This window comes from Aquiflexum lacus (assembly GCF_015476655.1).
In the GTDB taxonomy this organism is placed as follows: domain Bacteria; phylum Bacteroidota; class Bacteroidia; order Cytophagales; family Cyclobacteriaceae; genus Aquiflexum; species Aquiflexum lacus.
The window spans coordinates 147,629-167,380 of sequence record NZ_JABFHF010000001.1; the positions used below are offsets into that span (position 1 = coordinate 147,629).

The following is a 19,752-nucleotide window of genomic DNA, read 5'->3' on the forward strand; positions in this document are numbered from 1 at the left end:
TGTGTTTTTAATGCTTTTCTGGTCAATAAACCTGTCAGGTTTAATTTTTTTTATGATGCCCTGATGGCTTCTACAGGGTCTAGTCTTGCCGCCAATGTTGCAGGTACAATCCCTGATACTATACCGATCACTGAGGAAATACCCAAACCCAATATGATGTTCTTAAATGATAATACAAGTTCCAATGAGCCTAGCTGTATAAAGGTGAGGGCATAGACAATGACGATTCCGGTCAGTCCTCCAATCAGGCTAAGGAATACAGCTTCAAACAAAAACTGAAACAGAATGAAGTAATTTTTAGCACCTAGAGATTTTTGAATACCGATAATATTGGTCCTTTCTTTCACCGAAACAAACATGATATTGGCAATTCCAAAACCACCAACTAAAATTGAAAATCCTCCAATTACCCATCCTGCAGCACTGATCACATCGAAAATTGATCCAATGGTATTCATAATAAATTCTGATTTGTTGAGAGCAAAATTATCTTCTTCAGTTGGTTTCAGGCCTCTTTTTGCCCTCAAGGCGCCTATCAATTCGTTCTCCAGAGCTACCAATCCGATATCATTGTCCATTCCTTTAACAGCTATGGCAGGCTCGATACCATTTTTGCCTACATAATAAAGTTTGGTAAAACTGCCAAAAGGGATCATACATGCTTCGTCTTTGGATGCAATTTCGAATAGGCCTTCACCCTCTTCTTCAAAAACACCGATTACAATAAATTTCCCGCCCTTAATTTTCATTTCTTTACCCAAAGGGTCCATATTTGGAAAAAGGGTATTGGCGATTTTTGTACCTATTATGGTAATATTTCTAGAGGAATTGATTTCGGACTCTGTGAAAAAACGACCTGATTGCAAGGGTAGATCATAAACATCCTGATAAGTATAGCTGACCCCTGTGAGATTGGTCCCTTTGTAGGAATTACTTCCTGCTTGAACAATGGTATTTGCAGAGGCTGAAAAAGACACAGCTTCGGCATTCCGAAGCTTATCTTTTAAAAAGATATATTCAGAATAATTATTATATGGCCTTCTAAAATATTTCCACCATGGATAGTCAGGACCGCCTACAAACTGAAACCTATTTACCGTAACCACATTACTTCCTAAAAAGCTAAAGCTGGATTTGATGTTTTTTTCAAGAGAATCCACCAAAGTAAAGACAGCAATGATTGCAAATATTCCTACGGTGACCCCCAAAAGAGACAGGATTGTCCGTGTTAAGTTAGATTTAAGGGCTTGCAAGGCAAACCTTATACTTTCCCAGATTAATTTGATAAATACCATGACTAAGGTCTTGTTTTAAAACTAATTGGCAATATAAGTAGATTTAGGGATTTTTATTTTTAACTTTGCGGTTTTTAAATACTATTTGAACAACAAAAAAAAGTATATCCTATTCATACCATATGAAGTTATCAGACTTTAAATTCGACGTCCCCAAAAAATTAATTTCTTTATACCCTGCAGCCAATCGAGACGAGTCCCGTTTGATGGTTGTTCATAGAAAAACCGGTCAGATTGAACACCGCCTTTTCAAAGACATCATTGAATACTTTGAAGATGGAGATGTTTTTGTGATGAATAACACAAAGGTTTTTCCGGCGAGGCTGTATGGCAATAAAGAAAAGACCGGAGCAAAAATTGAGGTTTTCCTTTTGAGGGAATTAAATCAAGATCTAAGACTTTGGGATGTTTTGGTAGATCCTGCCAGAAAAATAAGGGTTGGTAACAAACTATATTTTGGCGACAGTGACCTTGTAGCAGAAGTGATTGATAATACGACTTCCAGAGGAAGAACAATCAGATTCTTGTTTGATGGCACCGATGAGGAATTCTACAAGACAATTGATACACTAGGTGAAACACCTATCTTGAAAGAGTTTATCGACAGAAAAGTGGAGGCTGAAGACAGGGAAAGATATCAGACCATTTTCGCAAAACACGTAGGCGCAGTAGCGGCACCTACAGCTGGGCTGCATTTCACTCCACATTTGTTAAAAAGGTTGGAACTTAAAGGAGTTGACATTTCTCCAATTACCCTGCATGTGGGCTTGGGTACTTTCAGGCAGGTAGATGTGGAAGATTTAACCAAGCATAAAATGGATTCTGAGAATTATGACATTCCGGAAATAACAGTTGAACTTGTCAATAAGGCACTAGATAATAAAAAAAGAGTTGTGTCTGTAGGGACTACTTCACTAAAGACCATTGAGTCTTCTGTAACCGCAAATGGAAGGCTAAAGGCTAGCAGTGGTTGGACGGACAAGTTTATTATCCCTCCATATGAGTTTAAAATAGCCAACACACTCATTACCAATTTTCATCTTCCGGAATCAACCCTTTTGATGACTACATCTGCTTTTGGTGGATATGATTTGATTATGAAAGCATATCAGGAAGCAATCAAAGAAAAATACAGGTTCTTCTCCTATGGCGATGCCATGTTGATACTCTAAAAACTTAAAAGGCTCGAAAGAGCCTTTTTTTATTCTTCATATTTTTTTCATCTTGGGTTGACATTCAATTAGATTTATTCATTCATTTTTGCGCAATACATCAAAAAATGAAAAAATACGCAATTATAGTTGCAGGAGGAAGTGGTACCAGAATGGGTGCACCCATTCCAAAGCAATACCTTGAAATAGGTGGTCAGCCCATATTGATGCATACACTGTCTGTATTCCATAAGACGGATTCTTCTGTTGAACTGATCTTGGTTATTCCTGAATCTGATTTTTCTCTTTGGAATGATCTCTGCCTGAAATTCCGGTTTAGAGTACCCCATAGACTTGTTAAGGGAGGCAAAAGTAGGTTTCAGTCTGTGAAAAATGGATTGGATTCCATTGCTTTTAGCGAAGGATTAGTAGCAATCCATGATGGAGTCAGGCCTTTTGTGCAGCCAAAAGTCATTATTGAAAGCTTTGAGACAGCTGAACAAACCGGCTCAGCTATTGCTGTCGTTGCTTTAAAGGATTCTTTAAGAAAATTGACAGATGATGGTAAGTCATTCTTTCAGGAAAGACAGTATTTTCGACTGGTTCAGACACCACAGACATTTCAAATTTCAAAAATAAAAAAGGCTTTTGAAGCACCGGAATTACATCATTTCACCGATGATGCCACTGTTTATGAACATCAAGGTTGGCAGGTAGATTTAATTTCCGGAAATGCGGAAAATATCAAGATCACCTCGCCGGAAGATATGGTATATGCATCCTATCTGTTTCAAAAAATAAATAAATAATTCACCGACAAATTACCGGCATTCACCTAGTTTTTGAGGAAAGTAACCTATTTCCAGGTCTTTTTCATTTGCCTTTGATATAGTTTTGACATGATCAAATCATTCATAAATCTTAAATCATAAGAAAATGGCAAAGCACAAATATTCCCAGGGAAACAGTGATATCACAGCTGGGATCATCATTCTAATTATAGGTTCAGTGCTGTTATTGAAAGCACTCGGTTTCTGGTTTCCGGTATGGTTCACCACTTGGCCGATGATATTGATAGCGGTCGGAGTTGTTATTTTGGTAAAGAATAAGTTTCAAACTGGATTTGGAGTATTTCTGATTCTTTTTGGTGGGTTTTGGCTGGTACAAAGAAATTTTGGTTTTCCTTTTGAACTCCGACCCTACCTGATTCCGGGAGGCTTGATCCTGCTGGGCTTATATTTGATCGCAAAAAGGAATAGTGATAGAAATCGGTTTAATGAAGAGTTTTTCGGATCTCTAGCTCAGAAAAGTACTGAGCCCCTCGGTACCAGCGCAATAAGTACAGACGAAAGCAATCAGGAATACAATAAAACATACAAGAAAAATTATGCATTCACCGATTCAAGTGATTTGGTCAATGCGCAGGCTTTGTTTACCGGAATTGAGAGGAGAATCTTATCGAAGAACTTTAAAGGTGGAAAGACTTCTGCGATTTTCGGAGGCACTGAGATTGACCTTTCTCAGGCGGATCTTGCAGAAGGAGCTATGTTGAATGTGGAAGTGGCATTTGGAGGTGTGAAATTGATCGTTCCTTCACATTGGGAATTACAGATTAATGTCTCCAATGTTTTTGCAGGTGTGGAAGATAAAAGAACCTACAGTCAAGTACCTGCAGACCCTACCAAAGTATTGAAAATTTACGGATCGGTAATTTTCGGAGGATTGGAAATCAAGTCATTCTAAATCAAGTCTGAAGGTGATAAAAAAACTGATATCAGTTCAAAATCTGGGATGGCTTAAAGTCACGGCTACTGTTCTCATATGGATAGTAGCCATGACCTATTTGATCAATTCTTATGGTTTTGATTGGGATTTGGCACTTTTGGATGTGACGGTTCATTCAGTTGTTTTGCTTTTGGGGTTCATCCTATTGGAGAATATCTTTCGATTTTATATTCCTCAAAGATCACAGTGGTGGCTTGTGGTTGCAGTCCCATTTGTTTTTGTTTTAATAGGAATTGTTTTATCCGAATATATCCTGAAGTTTCTGATAAGCAGCCAACTTGATTACATTGAATTTATCAGGTTCATCCTTCCAATGAAGGGTGTTTTTCTATTTGTGATGTTTCTATTCTGGTCGATTTTGCTGGTATTCAATGGTCAGATAGATGATCAGTTAAAGACTAAAGAAAGACAGGAAAAAGTTCAGGAGATGGCCAAAGAAGCTGAACTGTATCATTTGAAGCAGCAATTGAAGCCTCATTTTCTTTTTAACAGTCTCAATTCCATCAATGCCTTGATCAAAAGCCAACCGGAAAAAGCGAGGGAAATGGTGCTGAATTTGGCAGAATTTTTACGAGGGACTATCAAAAAAGACGATCAGAAATGGGTTAGTATTTCAGAGGAAAAAGAATACTTAAATCTTTTTCTCGATATTGAAAAAATACGTTTCGGCCACAGGTTAATAGTCGACATACAGGTTGAAAATGATTCCTTGGACATGAAAATCCCACAATTACTGGTACAGCCCTTATTGGAAAATGCCATCAAGCATGGACTGTATGGTATGACGGGAAATGTATTTATCAAGATGAACTTTTTTAAAGATGGCCAATATTTAAAAATTACCATTACCAATCCTTTTGACCCTGAATCAGCTCCTACAAGGGGTGCAGGCTTTGGATTAGAGGTTGTAAAAAGAAGGTTATATTTACTTTTCGGAAGAAATGATATGTTGGAAACGGAACAATTCGGAAATATATTTAAGGTAGATCTCAAAATCCCACAGCTATATGGTGAAAGTATTGATCATTGATGATGAACCTCTCGCGACCGAAATTGTCAGCGAGTATTTGAGTGATTTTCCGCAGTTTGAAATACTTGGTGTCTGTCACAATGGGTTTGAGGGGCTGAAAGCTATACAGGAAATGAAACCAGACCTGATATTTCTGGATGTTCAAATGCCAAAGCTGAATGGTTTTGAACTCTTGGAATTATTAGACGAACCACCTGCTGTTATATTCACCACGGCTTTTGATGAATATGCTATGAAGGCTTTTGATGCCCATGCAATTGATTACCTGTTGAAACCATTTTCAAAATCCCGGTTTGCCAAAGCAACAGAGAAATTTCTTCAATCGGGACATTTATCGGAATCGCCTGATCTGATCAAATATGAAGAACCTATCAATTCAGAAACAGCCAATAGAGTCGTATTAAAAGTAAAAAATGAAATAAAGATCATCCCCATCCATGATATCAAATATTTGGAGGCAAATGATGATTATGTGAATATTCACACGAAGGAGGGGAAATTTTTGAAAAATAAAACCCTTTCATTTTTTGAGAGGACTTTGGAGTCTTCTCAATTTGTCAGGGTGCATAGGTCTTATATTGTTAAAATCAATGAAATCCACAAAATAGAATCCTATGAAAAAGATGGACATATCATCAAATTGCGAAGCGGTGAGCAAATCCCTGTGAGTAAAACGGGGTTGCCAAAACTTAAATCCGTGCTAGGGATATAAAAAAAGCCCAAATTATGGGCTTTAATCAATATTCGTCTTCGTTGAAGAAGAAGTCGTCTTTTGTAGGGTAATCAGGCCAGATTTCCTCAATATTTTCGTAAGGTTCCCCATCATCCTCTAATTCTTGGAGGTTTTCTACAACTTCCAAAGGAGCACCTGAACGTATCGCATAATCAATCAATTCGTCTTTGGTTGCAGGCCATGGTGCATCTTCTAAATAGGATGCTAGTTCTAAGGTCCAATACATAGTTTCTGATTTAATAAGTTGTTTTCCGCCTTTCGGCTTGCAAAAATAGAAATTGTTTTAATTTTTCAATTATTAACCTAATATTTATTTGAAAGTTCTTTTAAAATGTGGGTTTTTACATCCACTTTTCTTTTGAAAGCACCTATTTTTCTTCTGAGCATAATTTCAAAATCAGGCTCATTGCTTCTAAAGTTTTCTGAATTTTCCTTTATCGTGTTCAATTCACTTTCATCTCTGTATATCAGATCTTTGAGAATAGAAGATTTAATCTTTCTACGTTCTGTTTCTTCCTTTTTGGAGAAATCTGAATATTTGGAGTTCGCCAATCTGTCTAGGAATAATTTTTCGAAGACCACCTCTGAAAAGAACATAAATGATCTGTTGATCAAATTTGCCTCTTTGGGTTTTCTCTGGGGAAGTTTCTTCCATTCAGCTTGGAGTCTCTTGGCAGACGAGATGACATCGGGATTTGTTTCAGCTTTTGCCAATTTTTTCATTTCCTCTGTCATGCTTTCCATTTTCTTAAGCAACTCCCAAGGCTTCATCTGAGGACCTGATTCCATTGTCCTCCTAAACCTACTAAAAATCCTGTTGTTCAATTTTGAAAATTCATCCCACAAAGGCTGTCTCTTTTCAGCAGGCACTTTTCCTGCTGCTTTCCATTCTTTTTGGATTCTCTTGGATATTTCAAATGCTTTTTTAGCATCAGGGTTGTCAAAGGCTTCTCTTGCTTGTACTACAAGTTGTTCATAGATTTTGATATTTTCTTCTGCAGCAATTGCGAGCCCTTCAAAGAAATGTTTTCTATTCTCAAAAAATGTATCCACCGTCTTGTTGAAGGTAGATTCCATTTCTTCTTCAAATTCTTTTTCAACAGGACCTGTTTTGATCCACCGCATTTTAAGATTTTTAAATTCTTCCGCGGTATTTTTCCAGTCAGTATCATTTTTAAGCGCTTCGGCCTCTAAGATCAGCCCTCGCTTGATTTCGAGGTTTCGTTCCCTGTTTTTCTGAATGATTTCCTCTAGAAAAATCTGAATTTTTTCCAAGTCCTCGATCAATGGGACAAAATCTCCCAAAGCATCATATTCCAACAAAGAATCTTTGAGGTGAATTAATTTCATCAGGAAAGATCCTTTATTCTGATTTTCATCGATATCTTTTTTTAACGCCTCTATTTTTTCGATGAGCGTCGCAAATCTATCCTCAAAATATTTGATGGTGGATGATTCGTCTTCTTTTACTTCTCCAATCACCCTGTCAGGCTGATTCAAAAATCCTTTGAGATAAACCTTGTTATCTTTAATGTACCCGTATGGATGCTCCATTTCAATTCAATAGGTTGGTGTGTGGTAGTCCCCTTTACTTTTTTGCAAATTAATTAATTCAAAAGCATTTATCCTAAGAAAGACCTTTTTTTGCCATCTTTGTCCTAAATGCAATTATTTTCATCAAAACAAATACTATGAGTGCTGAAAAAATTATATTTTCTATGGCTGGGGTATCCAAAATCTACCCTCCGCAGAAGAAAGTTCTGAAAGATATTTACCTCTCGTTTTTTTATGGTGCCAAAATCGGTGTCCTTGGTCTCAATGGATCTGGAAAAAGTTCGCTCCTAAAGATCATTGCAGGAATGGACAAGGAGTTTTTGGGCGAAGTGGTATGGTCACCGGGATATACCGTAGGCATGTTGGAGCAGGAACCAAAACTCGATCCTACCAAAACGGTGAAAGAAGTAGTGGAAGAAGCAGTCTCCGAAACTGTAGCCCTATTGAAAGAATTTGAAGAAATCAATGAAAAATTCATGGATCCCGCCTTAATGGATGATCCGGATGCCATGGATAAGCTGATCACCAAACAGGGCGAAGTTCAGGAAAAGCTCGATGCAGCCAATGCCTGGGAACTTGATACCATGCTCGAAAAAGCCATGGATGCACTCCGATTGCCGCCAAGCGAAGCCAATGTAGGAAATCTCTCAGGTGGTGAAAAAAGAAGGGTCGCACTTTGCCGATTGCTGCTTCAGGAACCTGATGTGCTGCTATTGGATGAACCTACCAACCACTTGGATGCTGAATCAGTACTTTGGTTGGAACAGCATCTGCAACAATATAAAGGGACTGTCATAGCAGTAACGCACGACCGTTATTTCTTGGATAACGTAGCCGGTTGGATTCTCGAATTGGATAGGGGAGAGGGGATTCCTTGGAAAGGAAATTATTCCTCTTGGTTGGACCAAAAGCAAAGTAGGTTGAAGCAGGAAGAAAAAACAGAGTCCAAGCGTCAGAAAACCTTGGAGCGTGAATTGGAATGGATCCGCATGACCCCCAAGGCCCGTCAGGCCAAAGGAAAAGCTAGGTTGAGCGCTTACGATAAATTGATCAGCGAAGAAGGGAAAGAAAAAGAAGCCAAGCTGGAACTCTACATCCCACCTGGGCCAAGACTGGGCGCCAAGGTGATTGAAGTGAATGGTGTGTCCAAAGCTTATGGAGACAAACTCTTATTTGAAGACTTATCCTTCAATCTGCCCCAAGGCGGAATAGTGGGCATTATAGGGCCAAACGGTGCAGGTAAATCCACCTTGTTCAAATTGATTACAGGACGGGAGAAACCGGATGCAGGAAATTTTGAAGTTGGGGAGACCGTAAAGCTTGCTTATGTAGATCAAGAACATGATAATCTGGATCCCAATAAGTCTGTTTACGAATCCATTTCCGGAGGGAATGAGATTATGAAGTTGGGCAATAAGGAAATGAATTCCCGTGCCTATGTGGGTAAGTTCAATTTTACAGGCTCGGATCAGGAAAAGAAAGTTGGAATCCTTTCTGGCGGGGAGAGAAACCGTGTCCATTTGGCCATGACCTTAAAAGAAGGTGGTAACCTCCTTTTACTCGATGAACCTACCAATGATTTGGATGTGAACACATTGAGGGCATTGGAGGAAGCATTGGAGAATTTTGGAGGCTGTGCCGTAATCATTTCCCACGACCGTTGGTTTTTGGATAGGATCTGTACCCATATCTTGGCTTTTGAAGGGGATTCTCAAGTGTATTGGTTTGAAGGTAACTTCTCCGACTATGAGGAAAACAAGAAGAAAAGATTGGGTGATGTGACGCCGAAGAGGATTAAGTATAAGCCTTTGAGGTAGGCTGTTGTACTATGTACTAAGTACAATGTACCAAGTATTTGGTTCGAAGGCTAATTCGGTAAGGAAGAAAAGTGGTTCAAGTCTTTGACCTACCTACTGTAGGCAGGCTTGGACCATTTTTGTTTGCAGTCTTCAGACTGTTGTGAATTTGGTAATTGTTCAAGTCTTTAGACTTTTATGGTTTGCAGTCTATGCAGTCTGAAGACTGCCATGAATTGGTCCAAGACTAAGTCTTGAACCAGTGGGAGCTTTAACCTTTTGATTCCACAAACCACCCCACATATTCATTTATCATGGTTCCCAAATAATAGGGTAAGTTCATCAATTGGTAAGGTTTTCCCCCCGGTGTTTGAGTCTCCTCAATCCTAAATTCCCCACCATAAATCCTCACAGCAAAGTGATGGTTGCTGGCTTCAATAAATTGGTGTAAAGACCTCAGAGATCCTGTAGGTCCGGATTTAATTTCAATCGGTATGACTTTATTTTGGTAACTCAACACCAAATCGACTTCAGCACTTGATTGTTTTTTTTCACGGACCCAAAAATTTGGTTTTTCATCTGAAATGGATTGCATTGAAATCAACTCCTGTGTAACCAAATGAGGAACCAATGCACCTTTGTAAGCACTGCTTAGATCATCCATTCCTAAAAGTTGACTTTGAATGCCAATGGTATAATTGATAAGTCCGGTATCCAACAACTGGATTCTTGGGGCTTTTTTAACACCGTACTGAATCGGAGGTGTCATATCCGTTGTCGGGTAAATCAACCTCAGAATCCGGGCATCTTCCAATATTCTGAAACATTTACCAACCTCTCGGGACTTATAATTTGAATTTCCAAAGCCTTGGAATTTTACTCTTTGGTCCATGGCCAATGGAGCAAAATCCATGATGTGTTTGATGATTTTTCTTTCAGTTTCATTTGATGTATATTTCTCTACATCATTTTTATAAGTCCCCCATATACTTTCATAAATTTGGGGCAAACTGGCAAGATTACTTTTTTGGATTTCAGTTTTGATTACCTCTGGCATGCCACCAATAATAGCATAGCAATGAAATAAATCCATCAAAACTTTGTGGGCAACAGGTTTAATCGGGATTTTTAATATTTGTTCCAAAGCTGCAGAATGACCGATTGCTTCCAAATATTCCGGAAAATTCATCGGATGAAGATACAGAAACTGTACCCGGCCAACCGGAAAGCTTTTTACATGTCTCATTGCAAACTCCAATAAAGATCCAGCGGCAATCACATGTAACTCCGGTATTTCTTCATGAAAATATCTTAACAGTTGGATGGCTTTTGGAGACTCCTGGATTTCATCTAAAAAAAGAAGGGTTTTTCCGATATGTGTTGAATTGATATTATTGTTGAGAAAAAGGGCTTCCATAATACTCTTCACATCATTAAAATCTTCAAAAAAAGATTTATCGGATACTTTTTCTAAATTGAGGAGTATGGCATAAGGATAAGTTTTGGCAAAATCTTTCACTAGTGTAGTCTTTCCTACTTGTCTTGCTCCACGTATAATTAGTGGCTTTCTATCTATATTTTTTTTCCACTCCTCTAATTGACTGAAAATCTGTCTATTGAAACCCATTTTTATTGTTATTTGATATAAAGTAAGGGTAAATATTCGGTTTTATTGTAACAAAGTCAAGGTAAATTATTTTAAATTTTGTAACAAAGTCAGGTAAATTATTACCAATTCGTGTAACAAAGTCAGGGCATTTCTTTCCATTTTATGTAATAAAGTCAGGGCAAATCGGAGATAAACAGACCTACTTGGATTTGAGTCTGCATGGTTCAAGTCTTCAGACTTTTTGTGGTTGAAGTCTGAGGACTTCATTGGATTGGTCCAAGACTAAGATTTGAACCAGTGCATATTAATCTACCCGTTTGGTATCTTTTTTAATGAATCAACAATCATTATCTACCTTTTTTGTTTATTTGTTCCCAATTTCCAAATACCAACACGATGAGGACATTGTTATTAAGACCGGGAGCTGAGGAGTTGAATTATGAGATCAGGGGGATTGTCAAAAAAGCAAGACAGATAGAATCCCTGGGATATGAAATCACCTGGGAAAATATCGGGGATCCCATCCAAAAACATAATGAAGTCCCTGCGTGGATGAAAGAGATTGTATCTGACCTGGTAAGTCAGGACAAATCCTACGGTTATGCGGATTCAAAAGGGGTGTTGGAAACCAGAAAATTTTTGGCGGACATCAACAATAAAAAGGGTGGAAGTCAAATCAGTGCTGAAGATATTTTGTTTTTTAATGGTCTTGGGGATGCCATTGCCAAGTTGTATCAGTTTTTGATTCCCACAGCCAGGATTATCGGCCCCTCACCCGCATACAGTACCCACAGTTCGGCTGAAGCGGCCCATGCGAATACGGCCCCTATTACCTACAATCTGGATCCTGACAATGAATGGCTGCCGGATATGTATGACCTGTACAATAAAGTGAAATACAATCCATCCATCGTTGGTATCCTGATTATCAATCCTGACAATCCCACAGGAATGGTTTATCCCAAAGAGGTTTTGGAGGCTTTTGTGCAGATCTCAAGGGAATTCAAGCTGCTCTTGATAGCTGATGAAATCTATCAAAACATCACCTATAATGGGGTCAGGGCGGTATCCTTGGCGGAAGTCATTGGGGATTTGCCGGCTATATCGTTGAAGGGGATTTCCAAGGAATTTCCATGGCCCGGTTCAAGATGCGGGTGGATGGAATTTTACAACAGGAATGCTTCCAAGGAATTTGCCAAGCTTTGCCAGACTTTGGAGAATGCCAAAATGATAGAGGTGTGTTCGACTATTTTGCCCCAATTGTCTATCCCGAAAATCATGAGTCATCCCGAATACCAAAACTACCGGGAAACCCAGAATGAAAAAATTGGAAGAAGAAGCAAAATCATGGAAGAAATCCTGGGCGATATTCCCGGAATCAAATTCAATCCAACAAAAGGAGCATTTTACAATACCGTGGTTTTTGACGAAAAATTCCTTGATGGGGAGCAATATCTTCCAATAGAAGATCCAAAAGTCCAAACGCTATTGACAGGTTGGCTTCAGGAGAGCGTGATGCCTTTGGACAAGCGGTTTGTATATTATCTCCTGGCTTCTGCCCATATCTGCGTGGTTCCCATTTCATCATTCTGTTCTGACCTGAGAGGTTTCAGGGTGACACTCTTGGAAGAAAATGAGAACGTTTTCAGAGAAACTTTCTTGAAACTTGGAAAAGCAATAAGGTTTTATCTGAATTCTACAAAGAAGGAGTTGGTTTGATGTTTTTGATAGAACGCTGATAACGCAGATTGAGCTGATTTTCGCTGATTTCTTTATCTGCGGGTATCTGCTAAACCAGCGTCATCTGCGTTCCATTTTATGGTTTTTATAGAACGCTGATAACGCAGATCAGGCTGATTTTCACTGATTTTTTTATCTGCGGGTATCCGCTAAATCAGTGTCATCTGTGTTCCATTTTTTGATTTGGTAGAATGAGGATAATGCAGATTATTGCTAATTTTTTTTATCAGTGGAAATCTGCTTAACCAGCGTCATCAGCGTTCCATTTTATGATTTAGGCAATATCAATATCAATCAACCCTCCACATCGCCCTCATAAAAGACTTCCTCAAGTCTTCGGGGCTTTCTTTGATAGCGATACCCTCATGTTCGCGGACATTTAATGGTTTGTTGTTTTCCATTTTTTCCTCAGGGATTTCCACGGGATTTTTTAGCAAAGAATTCAAATCAGGTTGTCCGGCATCAATCCATGCGGTGTACCAAAAGTCTGCTATCATTTTTACCGACCTGCGCATTTGCCTTTCTACCTGTCCCGAAAGCATGTCATTGTAAGCGATGGTAAATGCCTTTGAATAAACCCTGGTGCTGATTCCTCCCCTTTCCTCATAGCTGTATTTCTTGTCCTCATCAAATCTTTCGGTTAATACTTTTTCAAAGTTCAAAACTGAATCCAAAGCCGTGTGTGCAACAATCACCGCATCCCAAGCTGTGAGTTGGGGTTTTTCCAGATAAGCGGCTTTTCCAACAAAAAAATCAAAATCATCCGAAAGCAACTCAGGAACCCTGCTTTCCCAAAAGGCATGTATTCCATATTGTCCTGTGAGTTGTCCATTGTAGTTTTTGGTAGTATGCAGGGGCACATTGATATCTGCAATATAATGCCCCAGATCAGTAGCCAAGCGGAGAATGGCCTTGGTATCTTTTCTTTTGAAGGCTTCTGTTAATTGGATTTTGGTATGGTAGGCATTCCATGGGCCGATGCCATGACTTCTCAATTCCTCTTCGGTAAATATTTCCAACGCCTGATTCCAGTACCTTGGCAAATTGAAAACAGCACTGTCCCCGTATGCATCTGCATCGAGAAAGTGCTTTTCGGCCTCTCCCAGCACTGCATATCTTCTTCTGTCAGGATTGACGGCATTTTCGGTAATGAACTCTATATTAGCTTTGAAAAACCCAATCATCTCAGGTGGGAGGGTGTAAACTGCCAGCCTATTGATCTTTCTGTGGGCAAAAAATCCCCATGCCACCAAGTCGGAGCCCGAAAAAAAAAGGAGCAGTATCAAGCCTAAAAGTTTCCGCATCCCTGAATTTATGAAAATTAAATCTTTTTGAAAAACGAAAATATATTACCTTTGTCAACCTAAGGCGGCAATCACCAATTTTCGATAGATTTCAGAGCTTTACCAGGTTTAGTTCGGAAATCCTTTTGTGTTTAAATATTTATCTATTACATTTGCACTCCATTTAGGATTAGGGTGAACAAAAGAAATTAAGTAAAATAAAGGATATGGCAAATCACAAATCAGCACTAAAAAGAATCCGTGCAAACGAAGCCAAGCGTTTGAGAAACAGATATCAGCACAAGACTACCAGAACCTTCATCAAAAGGTTGAAGTCTTCTACTGACAAAGCTGAAGCGCAAGAGCTTTTGAAAACAGTTACCTCTATGATTGATAAACTTGCCAAAAAGAACATCATTCATAAAAACAATGCTGCAAACAGAAAGTCAAAATTGACAAAGTTTGTCAATGCAATTGCCTAAAAAAAGAAATTAACCGTTTAATTAGCCCCGTTCTATGGTTCGGGGCTTTTTTTGTTTTGTGGCATTCCTTATTTTTATCTTTGTCGATTTCAAATGTGGTTTCTTGCAAATAACTCTGAATTCTTTTACAAACGGGACGGAAGACAGAAGACGGAAGTACCGGATATTTTACATACCACCGACAATTGTATAAGATTACCAAATTCCTGGTAGCTGGGGATATTCATTATTCAATATATGTATATCCGCGACGATACAAGTAAAGGTGAAATTTTACCAGATCCAAGGGCGGACCATGATTTGCCGCTTACTTCCGTCTTCGGTCTTCGGTCTTCCGTCCTGTAATAGAATATTGCTTTACTAGCAAACAAGCGTTAAACCATATATTCAGACTATTTGTAACACTTTTCAACCCATTCTTTTATGGAAGACTATTCATCGATCAAGATTTCCCAATTGGCGGAAGAGGACCGGCCAAGGGAGAAACTACTGCTCAAAGGCAAATCCGTTTTGTCAGATGCGGAGCTGATAGCCATCTTAATTGGTTCAGGCACCAAATACCTGAGCGCGGTGGATTTGGCAAGGTATATACTATCGAAAGTCAATAATGATCTGGGAGAGCTGGCAAAAATGAGCATTAACGACCTGAAAAAATTCAAAGGCATAGGGGAAGCTAAGGCCATCAGTATCGTAGCCGGACTGGAGTTGGGCAGAAGAAGGAAACTGATCACCGAACTGGTCAAAAGACCAAGGATCATCTCCTCAGGGGATGTGTTCCATCTGATGAGGTCTGAATTGATAGATGAACCGATTGAGCATTTTTATATTTTGTTGCTGAACCGGGCCAACTATGTCCTCAAAAAAATACTGATCAGCAAAGGCGGGACTACCGGAACTGTTGCGGATCCCAAAATCATTTTCAAACATGCCCTGGACTGCTTGGCATGCTCAATTGTGTTGGTGCACAATCATCCATCCGGAAACCTTAAACCTTCCGACCATGACAAGCACCTGACCAAAAAACTTGTAGATGCGGGTAAATGTATGGAAGTCCATGTGATAGATCATGTGATTATCACCGATGTTGCCTATTTTAGCTTCGCAGATGAAGGAATATTATAAATGATGAATACAAAAAACATTTTGATTATTGGAGTACTTGCCGTAATCACCCTTGCGGTAGTTTATACCCTTACTGGAACAGACGATCCGGAAGTTTATATAGAAAAGATCGAAAAGGAGCGGGACAGACAGTTTAAGTTTATCCGCTTCAATATCGAATCACCCTTGTCCGAGGAACAGAAGAGGGATTTCAAGGAACTTGATTTTTATGCGGTGGACCCCGCCTATAAGGTGCGGGCAAAAATGGTTCCTGTTGAAGACCGAAAGATGATGGAACTTCCCATGACCGATGGGACTGTGGAAAAATACCTCAAACATTCCTTTGCGGAATTTGAAATGGCAGGACAAACCCATCGGCTCTTGTTGCTTCAGTCCATCAAGGAATTGGATAAACGAAATTTCTTCCTGGCTTTTGCAGATGGGACAAGCGGCGAGGAGACCTACGGCGGAGGCCGCTATATCAACCTCAGACAGGATGGTAAAAACAGCATCACCATAGACTTCAATATGGCCTATAATCCCTATTGCGCCTACAACCCTGATTTTGCCTGTCCTTTGCCGCCAAAGGAGAATGTGATGGAGATAGCGATAAGGGCAGGGGAAAAGGATTATAAGAAGGACTAGTCGACCTTTGGGGTTTTCAAAACCCTGAAGGTCTTTCTTTGGAAAAAGAGCCAAGAATCAAGACTGGATGTTACCTACATTCAAGCTTCCACAATTTAGGAAGGTTTAGAAACCCAAAAGACTTCACCTTGTCATGTCGACGGCAGGAGACATCTAATTACTTAGGGGAACAATAAAATCAAGAACAAAGACTGGACGATACCTACATTGAAGCTTTCACAATTTTGGAAGGTATAGAAACCCAAAAGACTTCACTTTGTCATGTCGATCCCAACAACTGTACGGGAAGACATCTATTGTAGAGGGGAACAAAAGAATAAAGTGCCAAGAATCAAGACTGGATTTATGTCGATTTTGGATTTTTAGAAAATGCTGTTTTATTGCTTGATCTTGAATAAGGTGATCAGGATAAGCACAATCAATTACAACTCACTTCCCTAATTATCACATATATTCCCATATTTTTCAATCTTACCCTTCCTGCCTAAGGCAATTCTCTTAAATTTGTGCCTTATTGCGTATTAGCTGTGTTTTTATGAAAATTTCTATAAATAGATTAAAAGATTTTATTGCCCTAAACCAATCACCCGAAGAAATTGCTGACTTGTTGACCGGTTCCGGTCTGGAAGTGGAGGGGATTGAGTTGTTTGAATCCATCAAAGGCGGACTGGCGGGTGTTGTCATAGGGGAAGTCATCACCTGTGACCGTCATCCCAATGCCGATAAACTCAGCATCACTACCGTCGATATTGGGGACGCTGTGGTGCCCATCGTATGTGGCGCACCCAATGTTGCCAAAGGACAGAAAGTGGTTGTTGCCAAAGAAGGATGCACATTATATCCTGTTTCGGGGGAATCCTTTGAAATTAAAAAAGCTAAAATCCGTGGGGAAGTTTCCCAGGGCATGATCTGCGCTGAAGATGAAATCGGTATCGGGGAAAGCCATGCCGGAATCATGGTATTGGATACCGACCTGCCTAATGGAACTCCCGCTGCTGAGTATTTCAAGGTAGTCCGGGACCATGTACTGGAGATCGGGCTTACTCCAAACCGTGCCGACGCTGCCTCTCACCTTGGAGTTGCAAGGGACCTGAAAGCCTTGCTCAAAAAAGAGATTTGTATCCCTTCAGTGGATAATTTCAAAGTTGACAACACCAACAGGTTTATCCCTGTGGAAGTGGCAAGCGCTGAGGATTGTCCCCGATATGCCGGGCTGACCATTTCCAATATTAAAGTTGGTCCATCCCCGGATTGGCTTCAAAATTACCTGAAAGCCCTTGACCTGGACCCGATCAACAATATCGTCGATATCACCAACTTTATCCTCCATGACCTTGGTCAGCCCCTGCATGCCTTTGATGCAGACAAAATCAACGGAGGGAAAATCATTGTCCAAAAACTCCCTAAGGATACGCCTTTTGTCACTTTGGATGATAAAGAAAGAAAACTTTCCGGGGAGGAACTGATGATCTGTGATCAAAATGGAGGCTTGTGCATTGCAGGGATTTTTGGGGGAAAAGGTTCGGGAGTGTCGGACAATACCACTTCCATCTTTTTGGAAAGTGCCTGTTTTTCTCCGGATGTTATCCGAAAAGGCTCACAGTTTCACGGTTTGAAAACAGATGCTTCCTTTCGCTTTGAAAGGGGTACAGATCCAAACATGCCTGTCTATGCTTTGAAAAGGGCTGCCATGTTGATCAAAGAACTGGCAGGTGGTGAAATCTCTTCTGAGGTAATTGATGTGTATCCTGCCCCTGTGGAGGACTTGGTCATTGAGGTGAGTTATGCCAATATCCATAGACTGATAGGCAAAGAGATTTCAAAAGAAGAAATAAAAGAGACCCTTGAAAATCTGGACATTAGGTATATTGGGGAAACCGAAAAGAACATCACTGTTTCCGTAAAACCCTACCGGGTCGATGTCACCCGAGAAGCCGATGTGATCGAGGAAATCCTGAGGATCCATGGATTTGACAATGTTCCTTTATCTGAAAACCTGAATTCCGACTATCTTGCCGAGCATCCTGCCAAAGACCTCAACAAACTCCAATACAGGTTGAGCGAGGTACTTTCAGGGTTGGGATATTTTGAGATCATCACCAATTCCTTGACCAAGCCCATTTATGCTGGGAAGTCCGGGTTCCTGAACCCGGCCAACAATGTGGAAATCCTCAACAAACTCAGTGAGGATTTGGGAGTGATGAGGCAGTCATTGTTGTTTTCAGGATTGGAGGTTTTGGCACATAATATCAACCGAAGACAGAAAGACCTGAAATTATTTGAATTTGGCACCGTATATTTCAAGGAAGAAGAGCGTTATAGGGAAGAAAAAAGACTGGCCTTGTTCCTCACAGGTGACAAAGCTGCTGAAAGTTGGTTGGAACCTTCCAAAGCTGTGGCATTTCCGGATATCTATTCTACTGCTGAACTTGTCCTTGAAAAGTTGGGAATTGACAATGTGGAGGTAGAAATCATCCATGCAGCCCCGTTTGATTATGCATTGCTGTTGAAGTTGGGCACCAAAGAATTGGGTATAATCGGGGTGGTTCAGGAGCATATCGGAAAGTTGGCAGAGGTAAAACAGGAAGTACTGTATGCAGACCTGAATTGGGATTTGTTGGCAAAAAAATCCAAAGGTTTGAAAAAGTACTCGGAAATTTCCAAATTTCCGGAGGTAAGAAGGGATCTGTCCTTGGTGATTGATAAAAAAATCACTTTTGATCAGATCAAAAAAACAGCAGTTCGGGCAGGAGGAAAGTTGTTGCAACGTATCGGGGTGTTTGATGTGTATCAGGGAGAAAAGATTGATGCAGACAAAAAAGCCTACGCTTTGAGCTTTTTCCTACAGGATACCGAGAATACTTTGACAGATAAAATAATTGATAAAACCATGTCCCGGCTTATTCAAAGTTTTGAGAATGAAGTCGGTGCATTTATCCGAAAATAGAAATGATTCACGAAGAACTCCAACAAACCGAAAAACTTGCCATACAGGTTGGCTGCAAACTGCAGCAGCTGGAACAGGAAAACCAATCCCTGAAAGAAGACCTGTTTTCCTTGAGGACCAAACTTGAAGACAAGGAGCGTTCGTTGGAGGATTTTAAAAATCAAATTAAAATAGCTAAACTTGTAAACAGCATACCGGTGGAAGACATGGAGTCTGCCGAATTGAGAGAAAAAATCAATAATTATATAAAGGAAATCGATAATATAATTGCCTATTTGTCTGAATAATATGGAAACACTTTCTATCAGGTTGAAAATTGGAGATCGGGAATACCCTATGAAGGTGAAGGCAGAAGATGAAGCCAAAATCAGACATGCAGGTAAATTAATTAATGATAAAATCAAAAGGTACAGAGAAGAATTTGGTTTGGATGACCGTCAGGATTTGTTGGCTATGGTAGCCTTCGACAGTATGGTCGAATCTATGGAACAAAATACGATCAATACTGAAGACAGTGAATTGATAAAGTCCAGTGTCATACGGATCAATGAACAATTGAATTCCCTTTTATAATTTTCATTCCCCTCTCTTTCGGAGATTT

General features: G+C 39.8%; 18 protein-coding genes. 13 read left to right on the top strand and 5 right to left on the bottom strand.

Annotated elements, in window-relative coordinates; genetic code table 11:
• Positions 1 to 50: 50 nt before the first annotated feature.
• Positions 51 to 1,295, bottom strand: a complete 1,245-nt coding sequence (locus HMJ38_RS00595; protein WP_194972435.1) for an ABC transporter permease — start codon at positions 1,293 to 1,295, stop codon at positions 51 to 53.
• Between the two features lie 122 nt (positions 1,296 to 1,417).
• Between HMJ38_RS00595 and queA the strand changes: the two genes are divergently transcribed.
• From queA to HMJ38_RS00620, 5 genes are all read left to right on the top strand, one after another.
• Complete coding sequence (gene queA, locus HMJ38_RS00600) at positions 1,418 to 2,467, top strand: tRNA preQ1(34) S-adenosylmethionine ribosyltransferase-isomerase QueA (protein WP_194972436.1); 1,050 nt, start codon at positions 1,418 to 1,420, stop codon at positions 2,465 to 2,467.
• Positions 2,468 to 2,574: 107 nt separating this feature from the next.
• The gene (locus HMJ38_RS00605; RefSeq protein ID WP_194972437.1) at positions 2,575 to 3,255 is read left to right on the top strand and encodes a 2-C-methyl-D-erythritol 4-phosphate cytidylyltransferase; all 681 of its coding nucleotides are present in this window, start codon (positions 2,575 to 2,577) and stop codon (positions 3,253 to 3,255) included.
• Positions 3,256 to 3,382: 127 nt separating this feature from the next.
• Positions 3,383 to 4,189: a LiaF transmembrane domain-containing protein gene (locus HMJ38_RS00610; protein ID WP_194972438.1), complete on the top strand. Its 807-nt coding sequence runs from the start codon at positions 3,383 to 3,385 to the stop codon at positions 4,187 to 4,189.
• A gap of 13 nt (positions 4,190 to 4,202) precedes the next feature.
• A complete protein-coding gene (locus tag HMJ38_RS00615; protein ID WP_194972439.1) occupies positions 4,203 to 5,261 on the top strand; it encodes a sensor histidine kinase in 1,059 nt (352 codons plus the stop codon).
• A complete protein-coding gene (locus HMJ38_RS00620; RefSeq protein WP_194972440.1) occupies positions 5,239 to 5,973 on the top strand; it encodes a LytR/AlgR family response regulator transcription factor in 735 nt (244 codons plus the stop codon). Before HMJ38_RS00615 ends, HMJ38_RS00620 begins: the two co-directional genes overlap by 23 nt.
• A 25-nt stretch (positions 5,974 to 5,998) precedes the next feature.
• On the opposite strand, the gene HMJ38_RS00625 is transcribed toward HMJ38_RS00620, so the two are convergent.
• A complete protein-coding gene (locus HMJ38_RS00625; protein ID WP_008625540.1) occupies positions 5,999 to 6,220 on the bottom strand; it encodes a DUF2795 domain-containing protein in 222 nt (73 codons plus the stop codon).
• A 77-nt stretch (positions 6,221 to 6,297) separates the two neighbouring features.
• Complete coding sequence (locus HMJ38_RS00630) at positions 6,298 to 7,548, bottom strand: DUF349 domain-containing protein (RefSeq protein WP_194972441.1); 1,251 nt, start codon at positions 7,546 to 7,548, stop codon at positions 6,298 to 6,300.
• A 137-nt stretch (positions 7,549 to 7,685) separates the two neighbouring features.
• Between HMJ38_RS00630 and ettA the strand changes: the two genes are divergently transcribed.
• Complete coding sequence (gene ettA / locus HMJ38_RS00635; RefSeq protein ID WP_194972442.1) at positions 7,686 to 9,365, top strand: energy-dependent translational throttle protein EttA; 1,680 nt, start codon at positions 7,686 to 7,688, stop codon at positions 9,363 to 9,365.
• 250 nt (positions 9,366 to 9,615) lie between these two features.
• On the opposite strand, the gene HMJ38_RS00640 is transcribed toward ettA, so the two are convergent.
• Positions 9,616 to 10,971, bottom strand: a complete 1,356-nt coding sequence (locus HMJ38_RS00640) for an ATP-binding protein (RefSeq protein ID WP_194972443.1) — start codon at positions 10,969 to 10,971, stop codon at positions 9,616 to 9,618.
• Positions 10,972 to 11,349: 378 nt separating this feature from the next.
• On the opposite strand from HMJ38_RS00640, the gene HMJ38_RS00645 reads away from it, so the two are divergent.
• A complete protein-coding gene (locus tag HMJ38_RS00645; protein WP_194972444.1) occupies positions 11,350 to 12,672 on the top strand; it encodes a pyridoxal phosphate-dependent aminotransferase in 1,323 nt (440 codons plus the stop codon).
• 311 nt (positions 12,673 to 12,983) lie between these two features.
• On the opposite strand, the gene HMJ38_RS00650 is transcribed toward HMJ38_RS00645, so the two are convergent.
• Positions 12,984 to 13,997, bottom strand: coding sequence for a zinc dependent phospholipase C family protein (locus HMJ38_RS00650; RefSeq protein WP_194972445.1), 1,014 nt, complete (start codon positions 13,995 to 13,997; stop codon positions 12,984 to 12,986).
• A gap of 206 nt (positions 13,998 to 14,203) precedes the next feature.
• Here HMJ38_RS00650 and rpsT point away from each other — a divergent pair, with 206 nt between their 5' ends.
• From rpsT to HMJ38_RS00680, 6 genes are all read left to right on the top strand, one after another.
• Positions 14,204 to 14,458, top strand: a complete 255-nt coding sequence (gene rpsT, locus HMJ38_RS00655) for a 30S ribosomal protein S20 (protein WP_194972446.1) — start codon at positions 14,204 to 14,206, stop codon at positions 14,456 to 14,458.
• A gap of 423 nt (positions 14,459 to 14,881) precedes the next feature.
• A complete protein-coding gene (radC, locus tag HMJ38_RS00660; protein WP_084120147.1) occupies positions 14,882 to 15,580 on the top strand; it encodes a RadC family protein in 699 nt (232 codons plus the stop codon).
• Positions 15,581 to 15,583: 3 nt separating this feature from the next.
• Positions 15,584 to 16,204 carry a DUF1684 domain-containing protein gene (locus tag HMJ38_RS00665; RefSeq protein ID WP_194972698.1) on the top strand — a complete coding sequence of 207 codons (621 nt, stop codon included), beginning with the start codon at positions 15,584 to 15,586 and terminating at the stop codon, positions 16,202 to 16,204.
• Between the two features lie 535 nt (positions 16,205 to 16,739).
• Positions 16,740 to 19,151, top strand: a complete 2,412-nt coding sequence (gene pheT / locus HMJ38_RS00670) for a phenylalanine--tRNA ligase subunit beta (protein WP_194972447.1) — start codon at positions 16,740 to 16,742, stop codon at positions 19,149 to 19,151.
• A gap of 2 nt (positions 19,152 to 19,153) precedes the next feature.
• On the top strand, positions 19,154 to 19,438 hold the full coding sequence (locus tag HMJ38_RS00675; protein WP_194972448.1) for a hypothetical protein: 285 nt from the start codon (positions 19,154 to 19,156) through the stop codon (positions 19,436 to 19,438).
• A gap of 1 nt (position 19,439) precedes the next feature.
• Positions 19,440 to 19,724: a cell division protein ZapA gene (locus tag HMJ38_RS00680; protein ID WP_194972449.1), complete on the top strand. Its 285-nt coding sequence runs from the start codon at positions 19,440 to 19,442 to the stop codon at positions 19,722 to 19,724.
• Positions 19,725 to 19,752: the final 28 nt, after the last annotated feature.

Coding starts and splice junctions, on each gene's coding strand:
- HMJ38_RS00595 (WP_194972435.1), bottom strand. CDS start 1,295: ATGGTATTTATCAAATTAATCTGGGAAAGTATAAGGTTTGCCTTGCAA.
- queA (WP_194972436.1), top strand. CDS start 1,418: ATGAAGTTATCAGACTTTAAATTCGACGTCCCCAAAAAATTAATTTCT.
- HMJ38_RS00605 (WP_194972437.1), top strand. CDS start 2,575: ATGAAAAAATACGCAATTATAGTTGCAGGAGGAAGTGGTACCAGAATG.
- HMJ38_RS00610 (WP_194972438.1), top strand. CDS start 3,383: ATGGCAAAGCACAAATATTCCCAGGGAAACAGTGATATCACAGCTGGG.
- HMJ38_RS00620 (WP_194972440.1), top strand. CDS start 5,239: ATGGTGAAAGTATTGATCATTGATGATGAACCTCTCGCGACCGAAATT.
- HMJ38_RS00625 (WP_008625540.1), bottom strand. CDS start 6,220: ATGTATTGGACCTTAGAACTAGCATCCTATTTAGAAGATGCACCATGG.
- HMJ38_RS00630 (WP_194972441.1), bottom strand. CDS start 7,548: ATGGAGCATCCATACGGGTACATTAAAGATAACAAGGTTTATCTCAAA.
- ettA (WP_194972442.1), top strand. CDS start 7,686: ATGAGTGCTGAAAAAATTATATTTTCTATGGCTGGGGTATCCAAAATC.
- HMJ38_RS00640 (WP_194972443.1), bottom strand. CDS start 10,971: ATGGGTTTCAATAGACAGATTTTCAGTCAATTAGAGGAGTGGAAAAAA.
- HMJ38_RS00645 (WP_194972444.1), top strand. CDS start 11,350: ATGAGGACATTGTTATTAAGACCGGGAGCTGAGGAGTTGAATTATGAG.
- HMJ38_RS00650 (WP_194972445.1), bottom strand. CDS start 13,997: ATGCGGAAACTTTTAGGCTTGATACTGCTCCTTTTTTTTTCGGGCTCC.
- rpsT (WP_194972446.1), top strand. CDS start 14,204: ATGGCAAATCACAAATCAGCACTAAAAAGAATCCGTGCAAACGAAGCC.
- radC (WP_084120147.1), top strand. CDS start 14,882: ATGGAAGACTATTCATCGATCAAGATTTCCCAATTGGCGGAAGAGGAC.
- HMJ38_RS00665 (WP_194972698.1), top strand. CDS start 15,584: ATGAATACAAAAAACATTTTGATTATTGGAGTACTTGCCGTAATCACC.
- pheT (WP_194972447.1), top strand. CDS start 16,740: ATGAAAATTTCTATAAATAGATTAAAAGATTTTATTGCCCTAAACCAA.
- HMJ38_RS00675 (WP_194972448.1), top strand. CDS start 19,154: ATGATTCACGAAGAACTCCAACAAACCGAAAAACTTGCCATACAGGTT.
- HMJ38_RS00680 (WP_194972449.1), top strand. CDS start 19,440: ATGGAAACACTTTCTATCAGGTTGAAAATTGGAGATCGGGAATACCCT.